The sequence below is a fragment of the Nocardia anaemiae NBRC 100462 genome (genome assembly GCF_001612725.1).
Lineage (GTDB): Bacteria > Actinomycetota > Actinomycetes > Mycobacteriales > Mycobacteriaceae > Nocardia > Nocardia anaemiae.
Genome location: NZ_BDAZ01000056.1, coordinates 59,465 through 75,263, shown reverse-complemented (window position 1 = coordinate 75,263; position 15,799 = coordinate 59,465). Strand labels below are relative to the sequence as shown.

Below are 15,799 nucleotides of genomic sequence, written 5' to 3'. Positions count from 1 at the left end.
AACGTCGCTCGTAAGACTCGCTCCCTCATGGGCGGGAAGGCCTCGGCCTCACCGCTCGGCGTGTTCGCGGCCTCCTATGGCGCGCCCTCACCGCTCGGGCTGGATCAGCGGCCAGTGCGTCCGTTTTCCTCCGACTGCAGGTTGGCCATGATTTCGGCCACCGAGAGTCGGCGCGAGGAGTTGCCGGAGTCGGCGTCCGGATCGACGCGGCGACGGCGGCGGGAGGTGGCGCTGCCGCGCGGCGGGACCGTGGTCGTCGGGCGTGGGGCGGGCTCGGGAGTTGGCGGCGGCTCCGGTGTCGAAACGTCCGGTTCGGCTTCGGACGCGGTCGGCTCCGGCTCCGACAGGCGCGGCGGCACGGTATATTCGAGCGGCTGCAGCCGCGGGGGAACACCCGTCTTTTCCGGATCCTCGGTGAACGCGTCCGCCCAGCCGCCTCCCGAGGTGGCCAGCGGGCCGGTGTCGTAAACGTCATCCACCTCGGCGTCGGGGATCTCGGAGTCGTCGAGGGAGACGATAGCGGTCTCCGCCGTCACCGGATCGTCGAAGGGACTGGCGAAGCGCGGCGGCTCCGGATGATCCGATTCGAAGACCGGGGTGAAGCTGCCGGGAGATTGCTGGAACGCCATGTCCAGCCAGGTGTCGGCATTCGCCGAGCTATTGTTGGCCGAATTTCCGAATGCGCTCGGCAACTCCTGAATCCGGGTCGCATCGGCGCGCAACGCGGGCCGATCCATCGGCAGATCACCGTCGAAGAGCCGCTGCAGACTCTGCCGGAGCACGGTCAGTTCGGCGCGCAGGGCGGCCATTTCGGCCGCGTCGGCACCCACCTCCGCGCGCACCCGCGCCTCGACGCCGAGTTCGTATTCGCGTCGGGCGGTCACCTCGCGTTCCAACTGGAGCTCGTACACCGTTTGCAGGTCACGGACCTTGGCCTTATCGATCGTGGCTTCCTTGCGGTACCGCGTCGCGGCCAAAGCGCCGATGACGGCCGCCCACAGCGCCGCCACCAAGCCGATCCGAACAAACTGCACACGGTCACTGAAAACCAGGAAAACGCTGGCAACCAGACCGAGCAGAATCAATACGCCGATGAACAATTTTCCCGCGTCGTCCCGCCGTCGACGAGAGGTGCTGCTACGGGAGGGTGAAACCATGCACGCCAGGGTAGCTTGATCAGCCAGCCGCGCCCAGATTCTCGCGTGGTGATTCCGACAGTGTTATTTGCTATGTCGTTGCTGGATCGTCAGAAGGGTCCTCGGGAGCCCGACAGCAATACTCCAGCCATAGTGCCGCAGCTACCAAAGCCACCCCCGCCAGCATCCCGACAATCGCGCCGGGACTATCCGCCCCCGCCGCATTCAAGGTGCCGCGCTGCGGAAAGACCCAGAGAAGGAAACCCAGCCATACCCCTGCGGCAAGCGAGCCGACTTGCGCGGACGCCTTCGCCAACGCGACCGCGCGGGCCGCCGTGATCGGATGCAGCTGATGGCTGCCGTCACCGATCTGATGTTCATTGACCCGTGCGCGGATTACGAAACCGAGTGCCACTTCGATCGCGGCCACCGGATAAAGCGATGCGCCCGCGTAAATCGAGATCGGCGGGAAACTGCCGTAGGCCATCCGGGTGAGCAGCCAGGCGATGAGAGCGGCGACAACGACATTCGCGATGAGATCGAAGATCCGGGTCGGCTTGAGTTTCACGACACCGATCCCTTCGCGGACAGTACGAATTCGGTCGGCCGGACACCGGCGCGTTCGGCCGCGTCGAGTTCGTCGAGCCAGTCGCGCACCGGCCGCGGGGTCCCGTCGACCTCCAGTTCCGCGTCCGGCTGCACGTCAAGCCACGGAATCAGCACAAAGGCCCGGTTGTGCGCCTGCGGATGCGGCAGGGTCAATTCCGGATCGTCGCTGTGACAGACCGCGCCGCCATCGGCACACCACACTACATCGACATCGAGAGTGCGAGCGCCCCAACGCAATTCGCGCACGCGCCCGGCCGCCTGTTCCAACTGCTGGCCGAAGCGCAGCCAATCGTGCGCGCCGAACTCCGGATCATCCACCAGCACAATGGCATTGAGATAGTCATCCTGCTCGACCCCGCCCCACGGCGCGGTCGAATACACCGGCGATACCGCGACCACCCGATCCCCCAGCCCGTCGACGACACTGCGCAGATGCGCGAGCCGATCGCCCAGATTCGAGCCGATCGACAAGACGGCGCGACTCATGGCTCCACCTCGCTGCGCTCCCTCATGCCACCACCATTCCCCGCTGCCGCGAGGTGACCACGCGGACATCGGCGAAGGTATGCGGAATCGGCGCGGATGGTTTGTGCACGACGACCTCGACCGACTGGATGCGGGGATCGGTCATCACATCGTCGGCGATCTCGGCGACCACCTTCTCGATGAGATTGCGCGGCGGTCCTTGGATGATCTGCACCGCGCGCTCGGCGAGTGCGCCGTAGTCGATGGTGTCCGCGAGGTCGTCGGAGGTCGCGGCGGCGGCGAAATCGGTCCATACCGTCAGATCGACCAGGAACTCCTGGCCATCGCGGCGTTCGTGGTCGAAGCAGCCGTGATAGCCATAGGCGCGCAGGCCGCGCAGCTCGATCCGGTCCAGCTGCTGGCTCATTTCGCGGCTCCTCGGGGGCTGTTTTCGGCGGCACGCTGCCAGGCATCGGTCACGGCAATAGCATCCAGCGACGCGCGCACGTCGTGGACGCGGACACCCCAGGCCCCGTGTAGGGCGGCCAGCGCCGACACCGTCGCGGTGGCGGTCTCCCGGCCGTCGGGCGGGCGCGGGCCCGCGGCATCGGCGAGCAGGGCGCCGAGGAAACGTTTACGGGAGGCGCCGACGAGTATCGGCAGCCCGTGACCGACCAATTCGGGCAGCGCGCCGAGCAGCGCCCAATTGTGTTCGGCATTCTTGGCGAACCCGAGGCCGGGATCCAGTACGAGTCGGGACCGGTCGACACCGGCCGCGACGGCCAACTCCACTTGCGCGGTCAATTCGGCGAGCACCTCGGCGACCACATCGTCGTAGTGGTCGGCCGGACCGGTGTGCCGATAGTCCGCACCCGCCCGCCAGTGCATCAGAATCCACGGAACCTGAGCCGCCGCAACGACTTTCACCATATCCGGATCCGCGCGGCCACCGGAGACATCGTTGACGACCGAAACTCCGGCCGCGATCGCCGCCTCGGCGACACCGGCCCGCATGGTGTCCACACTGGTCGGCACACCCGCAGCTACCAAGCCGCGAATGACCGGGACCACCCGCGCGGCCTCGGTTTCGGGGTCGATCCGCACCGCACCGGGCCGGGTCGACTCACCACCGATATCGATGATGTCGGCGCCCGCCTCGTACAGCTCGACGCCGTGTGCGATGGCCAGGCTCGGATCGAGATAGCGGCCGCCGTCGGAGAACGAATCGCTGGTGACGTTCACAACCCCCATCACCACACAGGAGCGACCATCGCGAGCGAGTGCGCGCAGGTCGCTCGAAACAACACCGCGCGGCGCGAGGACCGGATCAGGGGCGTGGCTCGACACCGCGCGGTGCCTCACTTCCGCAGGATCAGATCGAGGGCCTCGGCCCGCGAGGCGGCATTGGACTGCAGCAGACCGCGCACGGCGGAGGTGGTGGTGCTGGCGCCGGGCTTGCGGATACCGCGCATGGCCATGCACAGATGCTCGGCCTCGATCACGACGATGGCGCCGCGCGGATCCAACTTGCGCATGACGGCATCGACGATCTGGCTGGTCAGCCGCTCCTGAACCTGCGGACGCTTGGCGTACAGATCGACCAGCCTGGCCAGTTTGGACAATCCGGTCACCCGACCGTGCGGGCCGGGAATGTAGCCGACGTGCGCGACGCCGTGGAAGGACACCAGATGGTGCTCACAGGTCGAGTACAGCGGGATATCGCGAACCAGCACCAATTCCTGGTGCCCCTCATCGAAGGTGGTGTTCAGCACCGCATCCGGCTCGGTGAAGAGCCCGGCGAACATCTCCCGATAGGCCCGGGCCACCCGCGCGGGCGTATCGATCAGGCCGGGCCGGTCCGGATTCTCGCCGACCGCGATCAGCAATTCTCGAATCGCGGCCTCAGCGCGGGGCTGATCGAATGGGCTGCCGGTCTCCAGTGCGATCAGCTCCGGCCCGGCCGGGCCCGCGCCGTTGTACTTGACCGGCTCGTCGAATTCGTCGAAAGCGCTGGCATTCGCGACGGCGCCGCCGTTCACATGCCCGGGCCCATCGACGTGATTGTTGGCCGACAATCGAGGACACCTCCAAAATCTCGGGTGCGAGCAATCACCCCGCACCCAGATGGTCGAGCCTAATCGGCACGCGTCAGTGCCGACCGTTCGGTCCATCCCAATCGCGGTTCTCGCCCTCGTTATTCCCTGTGCCACTTGCGGGCTCGTCATAACCGTCGTTGCCGCGGCCCGGCTGACCCCATGGCTGCTGCGGCTGTGGATAGCCGTGACGCGGCTGCGGCTCACCCTGCCAGCCGCCGTAGCCGGGCTGACCCGACTGCTGCTGCGGTTCGTCGCGCGGCGGCCAGCCCGGCGCCGACCAACCGGCCGGGGCACCGTAATCCGGCCGCGAGCCGTGCGTCGCACCCTGGCGCGGATAGGCCGGGGACGGCGCCTGCGGCAACGGATGCGGCTGGGCGTAGCCGCCGTAGCGCGGTTCCTGGTAACCGGAGTCCGGATAGCCATTGGCCGAGGCGGCGGCCTCGCGCTGCGGCAGCTTCGGCAGCGGCGGCTCCTGCGGGGGCCATGGCTCGCCGCGTTCGGCGGCCAGTTCGCCCGGAGTCTTCACCGGCGGCTTATCCGACGGCACCCGCTCGCCGAAATCGTTGAACGCGGTGATGCGCGGGCGCTTCTCCACCGCGGCGAGAATCTCCTCGAGATCCTTGCGGTGCAAGGTCTCTCGCTCCAACAGCGCGGTGGCGAGCACATCGAGCACATCCCGGTACTCGTTGAGGATGGCCCACGCCTCGGTGTGCGCGGCCTCGATGAGGTTGCGCACCTCCTCGTCGATGGCACCGGCGACTTCGTGCGAGAAGCCCGAACCCATGCCCATCGAGCGACCCAGGAACGGATCGCCCTGCTCCTCGCCGTAACGCACCGCACCCAGACGTGCGCTCATGCCGTATTCGGTGACCATCGCGCGCGCGATCTTGGTGGCCTGGTCGATATCCGAAGACGCACCGGTGGTCGGCTCGTGGAAAACCAGCTCCTCGGCCGCGCGGCCGCCCATCGCCATGACCAGGCGGGCGATCATCTCCGAGCGGGTCATCAGGCCCTTGTCGTCCTCGGGCACCGTCATGGCGTGGCCGCCGGTGCGACCGCGGGCCAGGATGGTCACCTTGTAGACCGGCTCGATATCCGGCATCGCCCAGGCGGCCAGGGTGTGACCGCCCTCGTGGTAGGCGGTGATCTTCTTCTCGTGTTCGCTGATGATGCGGCTCTTGCGGCGCGGACCGCCGATGACCCGATCCACCGATTCCTCGAGCTGCTCGCCGGTGATCACCGCGCCGTTCTCCCGGGCGGTGAGCAGGGCGGCCTCGTTGACGACGTTGGCCAGATCCGCGCCGGACATGCCGACGGTGCGCTTGGCCAGACCGTCGAGATCGGCCTCAGGCGAGATCGGCTTGCCCTGCGAATGCACCCGCAGGATGGCGCGCCGTCCGGCCAGATCCGGATTGCTGACCGGGATCTGCCGGTCGAAGCGGCCCGGCCGCAGCAGCGCCGGATCGAGGATGTCGGGGCGGTTGGTCGCGGCGATCAGGATGATGCCGGTGCGATCGCCGAAGCCGTCCATCTCGACGAGCAACTGGTTCAAGGTCTGCTCGCGCTCGTCGTGACCACCGCCGAGACCGGCGCCGCGCTGGCGGCCGACCGCGTCGATCTCGTCGACGAAGATGATGCACGGGCTGTTCTGCTTGGCCTGTTCGAATAGGTCGCGCACGCGGGAGGCACCGACACCGACGAACATTTCGACGAAGTCCGAACCGGAGATGGTGAAGAACGGCACCCCGGCCTCGCCCGCGACGGCACGCGCGAGCAGGGTCTTACCGGTACCGGGCGGTCCGTAGAGCAGCACGCCCTTCGGGATCTTCGCGCCGAGCGCCTGGTAGCGGACCGGGTTCTGCAGGAAATCCTTGATCTCGTAGAGCTCTTCGACGGCCTCGTCGGCGCCTGCCACATCCGCGAAGGTGGTCTTGGGCATGTCCTTGGACAGCTGTTTGGCCTTGGATTTACCGAAGCCCATCATGCCGCCGCGACCACCGCCCTGCATGCGCGACATCACAAAGATGAACAGGCCCAACAAGATCACCATCGGCAGCACGAACAGCAGGATCTGAGTGAACCAGCTGTCCTGCTTCACCACGGTGTTGAACGGTGCGCCGGACTTCTGCACGGCATCGAAGACCTGATTGGAGGTCTCACTGCCGCCCGGATACTTGGCGATGATCTTCTTCGAGCCGGAAGTGGCGTCGTTCCCGTTGTTCAGCTCGATACGCAGCTGCTGCTCGCGATCGTCGATCTGGACATTCTTGACGTTGCTCTTGTCGTTCAGCTGACTCAACGCCACCGAGGTATCGACGCTCTTCCAGCCCCGCGTGTCATTGCCGAAATAGCTGAACGCATAAATCACGAGCAAGATGCCCGAGACTATGGCCAGGGTGCGAAACACAGTCTTGCGGTTCATAGAGCGTAGGCCGGGCGGCCAGTCCTTTCCGGGTGTCTCCGGTGCATGCCTAGCGTGGCGTCGGGCGCGTCCCGTCCGGTGGTTCGGATGCGGACATGCCACGTTACCGCGTACGGTCTAGTCGATACATCGCGCAGTTCGGCAGCTGGTGTAGTTCGACAGGTAAACGGTCGGGGAACGTCCGTGGTTCCCGAGGTCTCCGGTCGGGTTACGCCAAGTGGTCACAATCATGTCATGTTCGGCCTATCGTGAGCGACGACACATAGCCGCGGTGCGAGCGACGGGCCCGAAGGCGGTAGCTTGCGTAACCACGTAGGGCCCCGGGAGCACCGCAAAACAACAGAGCGCAGGGGGTATGGACATAGTTGAGCTACGGACACCCACAGCGATACTGCGGCACGGCCGTGGACGACTGATCGTTCTACGCCCGGGCAGCGATGGCGAGCGCGTACTGGATGTACCGGTCACCGATCTGCTCAAGGTTCGGCTGAACCGTCGCGCCGACGACGCGGTCGTCATCGAGATCTATCTGCGTTACCCAACGCCCGTGCTCACCGGCGTGCCCGCCGACCGCACACCGCTGCCGGTATTGATCGCCGAACACGATTTCCCGGCGGCCGCCGAAATCGTCGAGCGCATCAACGATCAGATTCTGGCCAGTCAGCGCATCGATGTGGCCGCACCCGATCTCCAGCCGCCCGCCCCGCAGTGGGGTAAGAGCGGGCCGACCCGAGCCGATGTCGATCGAGCCGTGCGGCGGATGGCGCCCAAGCGCGAAGCCAAGGCGGCGATCGCCGCGCTGCATCGCTACGTCACCGTCGATGAATACGTGCTGGAGACCGCGATCGTGGTGGCGCACCCGCCCGCGGGCAGCGGCCCCGGGCTGCTGGCCGCGACGACCGGACGGCTGCTGTTCATCTCCATCGACCCCGGCGACAGGTATGCCCACGAGCTACCCATCCCGGTCGTCATGTGGGCGCGCACCACCGACGGCCCCATGACCACACCCGGCGAGATCGGCTCGGGACGCGGCGAGACCGGCATCGATGTGCACGACGGCAACGTCACATTGCATTTCACCGGCACCGATCGGGCCGATACCGAACGAGTCACCTGCGCGGTGAATTTCGCCGTCCGACGCGAATCGGCCGACGGTGCGGCGGGTCCGGCCGATCCTGGCGTCGCCCAGCTCTACTCGGAGTGGGAATTGCTGGTGGAGCGGCATTCCCTCGGCATGGTCGATGACGGACAGTTCCAGCGCTACGGACGCGGGATTCTGCGCTCACTCCCCGACGGGCACTGATTGCAGCGTGATCCGCCGCCACGGGCTGGTCGGACGCAACCACAGGCGCAGCAGTTCCATGCGCCGATCCACGCCGCCGTTCTTGAGTTCGGCCAGATCCTCACAGGCCTGCCAGTAGGTCCAGCCGGTGAGGTAGGCATCGCCGAATTGGCGCCAATTCTGGTATTTGCGCTGCGCCAGCGGCAATGCCCGCATCAGATAACCCCAGGCCACCTCGGCATCGAGATAGCCGGCGGTGAAGGCCATTCGGGCCACCGCGACCACCCTGGCCAGATCCCAGGCGTGGATATCGCTGGGCAGCGGGCGGGCCAGATGATCGGTGAAACCGATTTTGATCGCCTGCGACCAGATGTCGTAATCGCGGACCAATGCCTCCGGATTGTCCATCCCCCGAAACGAGCCGACCTGACGCAGGAAGGCCCGGTGCCGATCGGCCCGCTCGCCGAACCGGTCGCGTTCACTGGCATTGATCGATGCCATCACCAACGGATGCACCATGGCGTACAGCGGCGCGTGCATCCCCTCGAGCAGCTGCTCCATGGATGCCTGAGCCTCGGTGCCGTCGGTGATGCCCCATGCGCCGGTGAGCGTATCGATGGCGAGTTCGCGCCGGTCACCGAGTGGATGGTCGCGCTCGGGGCCGAGCAGCAGCGCGTCGTGGAAGGCATCCCAGCGCGCCGAGTAGAAGCCGCCGAGTGCGAGCGCGCGCAGCTCGTCATCCGATACCGCCGCGCCGGACCAGTGGTCCTCCTCCCGCTTGTCGAGCTCGTCGTAGGGGAAGGTCGTCAAGGTGGGTACACCGCGGGCAGGCATACCCCGATTGTTCACCATCGATCTTGGATGGACCTGTGTAATCGCCTGGCTTTGTCGGATCTGTTTCTTGTCCTGCCTTACCCCGACGGTGGGCAGTAGTGTGCTCCCATGAGTAGCAACATCACCCTCCTTCGTGGCCTGGATCCTGCGCCGACCGAGCAGGAAATCTATGCTGCCGCACTGCAGTACGTGCGTACGGTCGGTGGCGTGTCCGGCCTGAGCACCACAACCAAGGCAGCCGTCGACAAGGCGGTGAACGCCATCGCGGCAGCGACCACGCAATTGCTCGCGGATCTACCGGATGTGCGGGTCGCACCGGTCACCGAACCACCACTACGCCAAGCGGCGGAGGCGGAGTAGTTCCCAGCGTTTCAAGGTAGGACGTCCGCGCCGTAGGTGGCGACGCAGGCCAGTGCGATCTCCAGCGGCAGACCACGCGCTTGGATCGGATGGCCGAGCAGTTCCTCGATCCGCTGGATCCGATAGCGGACCGTGTTCTTGTGCACACCGAGTAATTTCGCCGTGGCCTCCGGGCTGCGATGGCTTTTCAGATATGCGTGCAGTGTTTCGCGCAGGCGTGTGGCATTGACATCACGGCCCGCCAGCGCGCGCAATTCGCGCCCGATCAGACCGCGCATGGCCGCGTCGTCGGCGCCCGCCAGATAGGCGATTTCCACTTCGCGATATGCGGTGACCCGCGCTCGATCGGCCGGACCGCGCTCGGCGACGTGCCTGGCCGCGACGGCCTCGTGATGGCTCTGCCGGAACCCGGCGGCCTGCGGTGCGGGCACCCCGAACGCGACCCGCACCGGCGGCTCGACCTGATCGAGCACGATGCGCGTGATCTCCCCCGGCACCGCCAATTCGGCGGCATGCGCGTCGTCGTCCAGACGCGCCCATGCCCACATGCCGCTCGCCCCGGAGGCGACGGTGAGCACATGGCCGCTGCCGAGCGCGCTACCCAATCGCGTCGCCACCCGATCCAGCAGCCCGCTCGACTCGCTGTCCGGCTCGCCGGTGGTCTCATCGGTCCACAGCACAAATGCCAAGTGCTGCTTGGCAAGTCGGTAGCCGAGCCGGACCGAGGCCTGGTCGATATCGAGTTCGTCACCGGCGAGCAGGGCGCGCACGATTTCGGTGCGCCGGTTGAGCGCGGCGCGCATGACGCGCTCGCGTTCCTCCATATAGGTGTCGGTGAGCGTCTCCACCGAAATGCTGACCCACCTGGTGGAACGCTCGAACAGTCGCAGCATTACCGCCCGCTCGATTTCGGGCGGCGGCCGGCGTTCGTCGACGGCGTCGGTCATGTAGTCGAGTACCGCCTCCTGCCCGACGTGATAGGTCCGCAGGAGCAGCCGAAGGTCGTAGCCGCGCCGGGCCAGGGTTCGGGCGAAGGCGTGCGCCTCCTCGGGCAGTGCGAATTCGATGGTGTCGCTGGTGAGATTGGCCAGCACCACCCTGGCGTGTGCGCGGGTGCTCGCGGCCAGGTCGCGGCGCATATCGCGGTCGGCGAGTTCCGGAATGTGCGCGATGATCGCGTTGTCGAGACGGTCGACGACCTGTTCGAGGGCCTGGGTGCGCATGGTCTCGTAGACGTATTCGGCCAGCCAGTCGCGGACCACCGCGCTATCGGTACTGATCCGGCCGGTACTCATCCAAACTCCGAATTGTGCTCCGAGAACAAAAATGCCCTGATCCGTTGACAAATCGGGCCAAGAAAGTCCGACAGTCTTGTGTCACGATCATAGGTCAGTGAACTGATTCACAGCGATCAGCGGTGCACAGCACAACGTAGTGGGAGAACAGCGTGACCGATACCGTGCCCGGCGCGGCCGAGCAGAAGACCGCGCGCAAGACAACGGCCGAGGTGGATCCGGCAGTGATCGAGGTGCGCAATCCGGGCACCGGCGCGGTGGTCGGCACCGTGCCGAACGAGAGCGCCGACGCGGTCGCGGCCAAGATCCGCGAATTGCGCCTGTACCAGCCGGAATGGGAGGCCATCGGCCCCGACGGGCGCAAGGAATGGCTGCTGAAGCTGCAGGACTGGATCATCGACAACACCGAGCACCTGGCCGACGTGCTGCAGGCCGAGGCGGGCAAACCTTGGGTGGACGCGCTGATCGACCCGGCCTTCTCCACCGATCTGATCGGCTACTACGCACGCCGGGCCGGCAAGTTCCTCGCCGACGACCATCCGTCCCCGCATAGCCCGCTGGCCCGGGTCAAGAAGTTGACCACGGTGTACAAGCCGTATCCGGTGGTCGGCGTGATCACGCCGTGGAACTTCCCGTTGGCCATGCCGGTCATCGATGTGATCCCGGCGCTGGCCGCCGGTGCCGCGGTAATTCTCAAGCCGTCGGAGGTGACTCCGCTTTCGGCGATCGAATTGGCAAGGGGCTGGGCCGAAATCGGTGCGCCGCCGGTGTTCGCGGTGGTCACCGGCGCGGGTGCGACGGGTGCGGCGGTGGTCGAGAATGCCGACTACATCCAGTTCACCGGTTCGACCGCGACCGGGCGCAAGATCGCCGCCGCCTGTGTCGAGCGGATGATTCCCTACAGCCTGGAATTGGGTGGTAAGGATCCGGCGATCGTGCTGGCCGACGCGGATCTGGATCGGGCCGCGCACGGCATCGCCTTCGGCGGCATGTTCAATTCGGGTCAGGTCTGCATTTCGGTGGAGCGGGTGTATGTCGAGGCTCCGGTCTACGACGAATTCGTCGCCAAACTCACCGACGCCGTCAAGAATCTGCGCCAGGGACTCGACGGTCGCGAGTCCAAATACGACGTCGGCGCGCTGGCCAATGAGAACCAGGTCCAGATCGTGCAACGGCATGTCGACGAGGCCGTCGCGGCGGGTGCGCGGGTGACCACCGGCGGCAAGCGCACCGGTGTCGGCACGCTGTTCGAACCGACCGTGCTCGTCGATGTCGACCACACCATGTCCTGCATTACCGAGGAGACCTTCGGCCCGACCCTGCCGGTGATCAAGGTCGCCGATGAGGCGGAAGCCGTTCGGCTGGCCAATGATTCGGTCTATGGCCTGTCGGCGTCGGTGTGGACCGGCGATAAGGAGCGCGGCGAGCGCGTGGCCCGCGCACTCGAAGCGGGGGCGGTCAATATCAACGACGTCTTCGTCAACCTGTTCAGCTTCGCGCTGCCGATGGGCGGCTGGGGGCAGTCCGGTGTCGGCGCACGCTGGGGCGGCCCGAACGGAGTTCGCAAGTACTGCAGGCAGAAGGCGATCACCACGCCGATCCTGCCCACCCAGCAGAAGGAACTGCTCTGGTTCCCGTACCAGATGCCGAAGGTGCTGTTCGGGCTCGGCGCGATGCGTGCCGCGGGGGCGCGCGGACTGCGGCGCATCGATATCGCGGCGATTCTGAAGCTCAAGGGAGACAACAAGTGACGAACGCGGCGAAGGTTCGCGGCAAGGTTGTCGTCATCACCGGTGGCGCGCGCGGCATCGGACTGGCCACGGCGACCGCACTGCATGCGCTCGGCGCCAAGATCGCGATCGGCGATATCGACGAGACCACGGTCAAGGAGTCCGGTGCCGCCCGTGATTTCGAGCTGTACGGACGACTCGACGTCACCGATCCCACCTCGTTCGAGAGCTTCCTCGACGAGGTCGAGCGCACCATCGGCCCGATCGACGTGCTGATCAACAATGCGGGCATCATGCCGACCGGCAAATTCGCCGATGAGCCGGATCAGATCACCCGCCGGATTCTGGATATCAATGTCTACGGCGTGATCCTCGGCTCCAAGCTGGGCCTGACGCGCATGCTGGCGCGCAAGCGCGGGCACATCATCAATATCGCCTCGCTCGCGGGCGAGACGCATATCCCGGGCTTGGCGACCTACAACGCCAGCAAGCATGCGGTGCTCGGCTTCACCGACACCCTGCGCGAGGAGTACCGCGGTTCGGGTGTCGCGTTCTCCTCGGTGCTGCCGACGCTGACCAATACCGAACTCGGCTCCGGCGTGAGCGGCCCGAAGCTGCTGCGTCCGGCCGAGCCGGAGGAGATCGCCGATGCGATCGTCGCGCTGATCGCCGAGCCGAAGTCCAAGGTCCGGGTCACCGCGGTGGCCGGATTCCTGTCGCAGGTGGTGAATCTGCTGCCCGAGCCGGTGGCCGATGGACTGGCCAGGGCGCTGGGTTCGAGCAATGCCTTCCTCGACGATGTGGATGTGGCCGAGCGAAAGGCCTATGAGGATCGGGCGCGCAGCCTCTGAGTGATCGACGAAGGCGCCGTGATCGTGTGATCGACCACGGCGCCTTCGCGCGTAGGAGCGCCCTCGTGACGGCAGTTCGTACGAGACGGCAAACAAAATTGTGACGAACATCACTCAATCTGCCGATGGCAGCCTCGTCCTCGTTGCGGGCCGGTTTCTCGTCAGTGACCGGCCACACTTCAGCACCCTCCCCACACCCGCCGCGGGATATATCTTTGCTGGTCATACGCCCAATTAACTTGTGCGCCGCAGCACGGGCCGGGGGTGCCGGAGATTCGCCGAGTCGATGATGCAAATGACCATGACAAGCCATATGCTGTGTCTAACAAACCTGCCGACTGTTTCGGCTGCCATATCCAGACTTTCCGGCCTTAATAGGCTGGAAATTCAGGACCGATTCTGATAGCAAGGGGCTATGGACCCGCATTTGCGCGACCTGCGGTATTTCGTCGCCGTCGCTGAGGAACTGCACTTCACCAACGCCGCCCAGCGGCTGCACATCGCTCAACCCACCCTCTCGCGTCAGATTCGTCAGCTGGAACGCCAGCTCGACGTGGTCCTGTTCGACCGCAACCAGCGCAGTGTCGCGCTGACCGTCGCGGGTAAGGAACTGCTCGAAGGCGCCCGCAAGATCCTGGAGCTGTGGGAGGTCACCAACGTCTCGCTGCAGGAGGCCGGTGAGGTGCTGCGCGTCGGCATCCAGTCCGCGCTGGGCCGCGGGCTGCTGAACGATCTGGAGAGCGCGAGCGGGCACCGCCTCGCCCTGCACGCCGCCTCCTGGACCGACCCCTCGAGCGGTCTGGCCGGTCGCCAGGCCGACCTGGCCCTGGTCTGGCTTCCGCTACCCGATCCGAACCGGTACCGCTGGCAGGTGCTGCGCACCGAGCCGCGCTGGGTACTGCTGCCGGAGAACCATCCGCTGGCCGAGAACGAGACCATCGACTTCGCCGACCTGCTCGACGAGCCGTTCATCGCACTGCCCACCGAGGCCGGTGCGGTGCGCGACTTCTGGCTCGGCAACGATGCCCGCAACGGCCGTCAGCCCAAGATCGGCGCCGAGGCGGCGACCCCCGAGGACAAGCTGGAGGCCGTGAGCCTGGGCCTTGGCGTGTGTCTGCTGGCCGAGAACAATGTGCCGATGTATCGCTGGCCGGGTCTGACCGCCCGCCCACTCGCCGGACTCGCCCCGTGCGAACTGGCGGTGGCCTGGCGCGCCGACGACAACCGACCGACCATCCTCGAATTCGCCGCACGTGCGGTGGAGGGTGGTTTCGCAGTGCAGCATCAGCCCGCGATCGCGGGTTAATCCTTTACCGTTCGCTTCCAGGGGTGCATCGATTCGAGCTGAGCCGCGAGGCGCAGCAGGATCGATTCACTGCCGGGCGGTCCGGTGAGTTGGGCGGCGACCGGCGTCTTCGATCTCGGGTGCATGCCCATCGGGATCGATGCGGCGGGCCAGCCGACCAGATTCCACAGCGGTGTGAACGGTGAATACCGAGCGCTGACAACAACATTCACGAGCCAACCCAGCATGTGCCAGGCCCTGGCCCGCGGTGGCGGCGCGGCCAGCGTCGGCGTGATCACCACGTGGTAGCGCTCGAAGAAGTCCAGCAGCCGCGCCTCGACCCGGTCCACCTGGGCCGGGCGCATCAGCCGAAACCGCTGGACCAGCCGACCGAGTGCGACGTGACGGCGAGTGCGCCGCTGCAGACGGTCGGGGCGCACGATATTCGCGGCCTCGCGCGCGCCGAACGCCAACCAGCGCAGGCAGACCGAGACGAGCGATTCGCCGTAGGGCAGTGTCACCGATTCCACCAGGTGCCCGGCCGCGGCGGCGGCCGAAGCGGCGGTGCGGGCGGCCGCGGTCCAGTGCCGATCGACCCGGAACAACCGGGACGGTGGCGCCACGGCCAGCCCGATGCGTAGTCGGCCCGGCGGTTCCAATTCGGCTAGGTCCGGGCGCTCGGCCAGCACCGACAGCGCGAGCGCGGCATCGCCGACTGTCGTTGCGAGCACACCATTTTCGACCATTTCCGCCCAGGAATCGGCGCCGACCTCGATGGGCACGATATGCCGCCCCGGCTTGATCCCGAACACCCCACAGCAGGCTGCGGGTATGCGCACCGAACCGAGCCCGTCATTGGCCTGTGCGACCGGCACCACCCCCGAGGCGACCGCCGCGGCCGATCCCCCCGATGGCCCGCCGGTACTGCGCGCGGAATTCCACGGGTTGCGGCTGATGCGGCCCTCACTCTCAGTGCTGGCCCACAGCCCCAACTCCGATACCGCGGTAAGCCCGACCACCACCGCGCCAGCGGTCCGCAGTCGGCGCACCACCGGATGGTCGGCGGCGGCCGGGCGGGTGTCGGTGGCCACGGAACCGGCCAGCGTCGACTCGCCCTCGACCGCGATGTTGTGTTCGATTGCGATGGGGACGCCCGCCAATGGCAGCACGTCCAGATCTGAACGCTGTTCCAGTGCGAGCGCTTCCGCCCGAGCCTTAGCGGAGCGAACGACCGTGAACGCATTCGTCTTTCGGTTCTCCGCGGCGATCAGGTCCAGGGCGGTATCGACGGTTTCGATCGGCGTCAGCGAGCCGTCACGCACTCTCGCCGCGATTGCCGCCGCCGGACCTCGTGACAGGCCGGATTCGCGTGGCATGCTGGAATCCATCGAAGCATGTACGGCGTCGGTCCCGCCCACCGCGACTTCATGGGCA

The 15,799-nt window shown here is 66.5% G+C and carries 15 protein-coding genes; 5 read left to right on the top strand and 10 right to left on the bottom strand.

The genetic code is table 11. The annotated features are described in order from the left end of the window. Positions 1–104 precede the first annotated feature (104 nt). From NA5_RS28540 to ftsH, 7 genes are all read right to left on the bottom strand, one after another. Positions 105–1,157, bottom strand: a complete 1,053-nt coding sequence (locus NA5_RS28540; protein ID WP_063813631.1) for a DUF6779 domain-containing protein — start codon at positions 1,155–1,157, stop codon at positions 105–107. A gap of 70 nt (positions 1,158–1,227) precedes the next feature. Further along, complete coding sequence (locus NA5_RS28535) at positions 1,228–1,704, bottom strand: DUF3180 domain-containing protein (RefSeq protein ID WP_062991500.1); 477 nt, start codon at positions 1,702–1,704, stop codon at positions 1,228–1,230. Continuing rightward, positions 1,701–2,231: a 2-amino-4-hydroxy-6-hydroxymethyldihydropteridine diphosphokinase gene (gene folK, locus NA5_RS28530; RefSeq protein WP_062991498.1), complete on the bottom strand. Its 531-nt coding sequence runs from the start codon at positions 2,229–2,231 to the stop codon at positions 1,701–1,703. Before folK ends, NA5_RS28535 begins: the two co-directional genes overlap by 4 nt. Before the next feature lie 22 nt (positions 2,232–2,253). After that, on the bottom strand, positions 2,254–2,637 hold the full coding sequence (folB, locus tag NA5_RS28525) for a dihydroneopterin aldolase (protein ID WP_062991496.1): 384 nt from the start codon (positions 2,635–2,637) through the stop codon (positions 2,254–2,256). Next, complete coding sequence (gene folP / locus NA5_RS28520; RefSeq protein WP_062991535.1) at positions 2,634–3,461, bottom strand: dihydropteroate synthase; 828 nt, start codon at positions 3,459–3,461, stop codon at positions 2,634–2,636. The genes folB and folP overlap by 4 nt, the downstream gene beginning before the upstream one ends. A gap of 107 nt (positions 3,462–3,568) precedes the next feature. After that, positions 3,569–4,159, bottom strand: coding sequence for a GTP cyclohydrolase I FolE (folE, locus tag NA5_RS28515; protein WP_062991532.1), 591 nt, complete (start codon positions 4,157–4,159; stop codon positions 3,569–3,571). A gap of 199 nt (positions 4,160–4,358) precedes the next feature. Then, the gene (gene ftsH / locus NA5_RS28510) at positions 4,359–6,728 is read right to left on the bottom strand and encodes an ATP-dependent zinc metalloprotease FtsH (RefSeq protein ID WP_062991494.1); all 2,370 of its coding nucleotides are present in this window, start codon (positions 6,726–6,728) and stop codon (positions 4,359–4,361) included. A gap of 355 nt (positions 6,729–7,083) precedes the next feature. Between ftsH and NA5_RS28505 the strand changes: the two genes are divergently transcribed. Continuing rightward, a complete protein-coding gene (locus tag NA5_RS28505; protein ID WP_062991492.1) occupies positions 7,084–8,031 on the top strand; it encodes a hypothetical protein in 948 nt (315 codons plus the stop codon). Here the strand turns inward: NA5_RS28505 and NA5_RS28500 are convergent. After that, a complete protein-coding gene (locus tag NA5_RS28500; protein WP_062991490.1) occupies positions 8,011–8,844 on the bottom strand; it encodes a DUF1266 domain-containing protein in 834 nt (277 codons plus the stop codon). The two genes, NA5_RS28505 and NA5_RS28500, sit on opposite strands and share 21 nt — an antisense overlap. Before the next feature lie 108 nt (positions 8,845–8,952). Here NA5_RS28500 and NA5_RS28495 point away from each other — a divergent pair, with 108 nt between their 5' ends. Next, entirely contained in the window at positions 8,953–9,204 is a 252-nt protein-coding gene (locus NA5_RS28495) for a DUF2277 domain-containing protein (protein WP_062991488.1), read from the top strand. Between the two features lie 11 nt (positions 9,205–9,215). On the opposite strand, the gene NA5_RS28490 is transcribed toward NA5_RS28495, so the two are convergent. Then, positions 9,216–10,499 (bottom strand): PucR family transcriptional regulator, encoded by a 1,284-nt coding sequence (locus NA5_RS28490; protein WP_062991486.1) that lies wholly within the window; start codon positions 10,497–10,499, stop codon positions 9,216–9,218. 152 nt (positions 10,500–10,651) lie between these two features. On the opposite strand from NA5_RS28490, the gene NA5_RS28485 reads away from it, so the two are divergent. The 3 genes from NA5_RS28485 (at position 10,652) to NA5_RS28475 (ending at position 14,386) form a co-directional block, all read left to right on the top strand. Next, positions 10,652–12,250: an aldehyde dehydrogenase family protein gene (locus NA5_RS28485; RefSeq protein WP_084484483.1), complete on the top strand. Its 1,599-nt coding sequence runs from the start codon at positions 10,652–10,654 to the stop codon at positions 12,248–12,250. After that, entirely contained in the window at positions 12,247–13,080 is an 834-nt protein-coding gene (locus NA5_RS28480; protein WP_062991484.1) for an SDR family oxidoreductase, read from the top strand. The genes NA5_RS28485 and NA5_RS28480 overlap by 4 nt, the downstream gene beginning before the upstream one ends. A 415-nt stretch (positions 13,081–13,495) precedes the next feature. Continuing rightward, the gene (locus NA5_RS28475) at positions 13,496–14,386 is read left to right on the top strand and encodes a LysR family transcriptional regulator (RefSeq protein ID WP_062991482.1); all 891 of its coding nucleotides are present in this window, start codon (positions 13,496–13,498) and stop codon (positions 14,384–14,386) included. Here the strand turns inward: NA5_RS28475 and NA5_RS28470 are convergent. Next, positions 14,383–15,753, bottom strand: coding sequence for an amidase (locus NA5_RS28470; protein WP_443093748.1), 1,371 nt, complete (start codon positions 15,751–15,753; stop codon positions 14,383–14,385). The genes NA5_RS28475 and NA5_RS28470 overlap by 4 nt on opposite strands. Positions 15,754–15,799 lie beyond the last annotated feature (46 nt).

Excerpts from the sequence above, each read along its gene's own strand:
- NA5_RS28540 (WP_063813631.1), bottom strand. The coding sequence starts at position 1,157 with ATGGTTTCACCCTCCCGTAGCAGCACCTCTCGTCGACGGCGGGACGAC.
- folK (WP_062991498.1), bottom strand. The coding sequence starts at position 2,231 with ATGAGTCGCGCCGTCTTGTCGATCGGCTCGAATCTGGGCGATCGGCTC.
- folB (WP_062991496.1), bottom strand. The coding sequence starts at position 2,637 with ATGAGCCAGCAGCTGGACCGGATCGAGCTGCGCGGCCTGCGCGCCTAT.
- folP (WP_062991535.1), bottom strand. The coding sequence starts at position 3,461 with ATGGGGGTTGTGAACGTCACCAGCGATTCGTTCTCCGACGGCGGCCGC.
- ftsH (WP_062991494.1), bottom strand. The coding sequence starts at position 6,728 with ATGAACCGCAAGACTGTGTTTCGCACCCTGGCCATAGTCTCGGGCATC.
- NA5_RS28505 (WP_062991492.1), top strand. The coding sequence starts at position 7,084 with ATGGACATAGTTGAGCTACGGACACCCACAGCGATACTGCGGCACGGC.
- NA5_RS28500 (WP_062991490.1), bottom strand. The coding sequence starts at position 8,844 with ATGCCTGCCCGCGGTGTACCCACCTTGACGACCTTCCCCTACGACGAG.
- NA5_RS28495 (WP_062991488.1), top strand. The coding sequence starts at position 8,953 with ATGAGTAGCAACATCACCCTCCTTCGTGGCCTGGATCCTGCGCCGACC.
- NA5_RS28490 (WP_062991486.1), bottom strand. The coding sequence starts at position 10,499 with ATGAGTACCGGCCGGATCAGTACCGATAGCGCGGTGGTCCGCGACTGG.
- NA5_RS28475 (WP_062991482.1), top strand. The coding sequence starts at position 13,496 with ATGGACCCGCATTTGCGCGACCTGCGGTATTTCGTCGCCGTCGCTGAG.
- NA5_RS28470 (WP_443093748.1), bottom strand. The coding sequence starts at position 15,753 with ATGGATTCCAGCATGCCACGCGAATCCGGCCTGTCACGAGGTCCGGCG.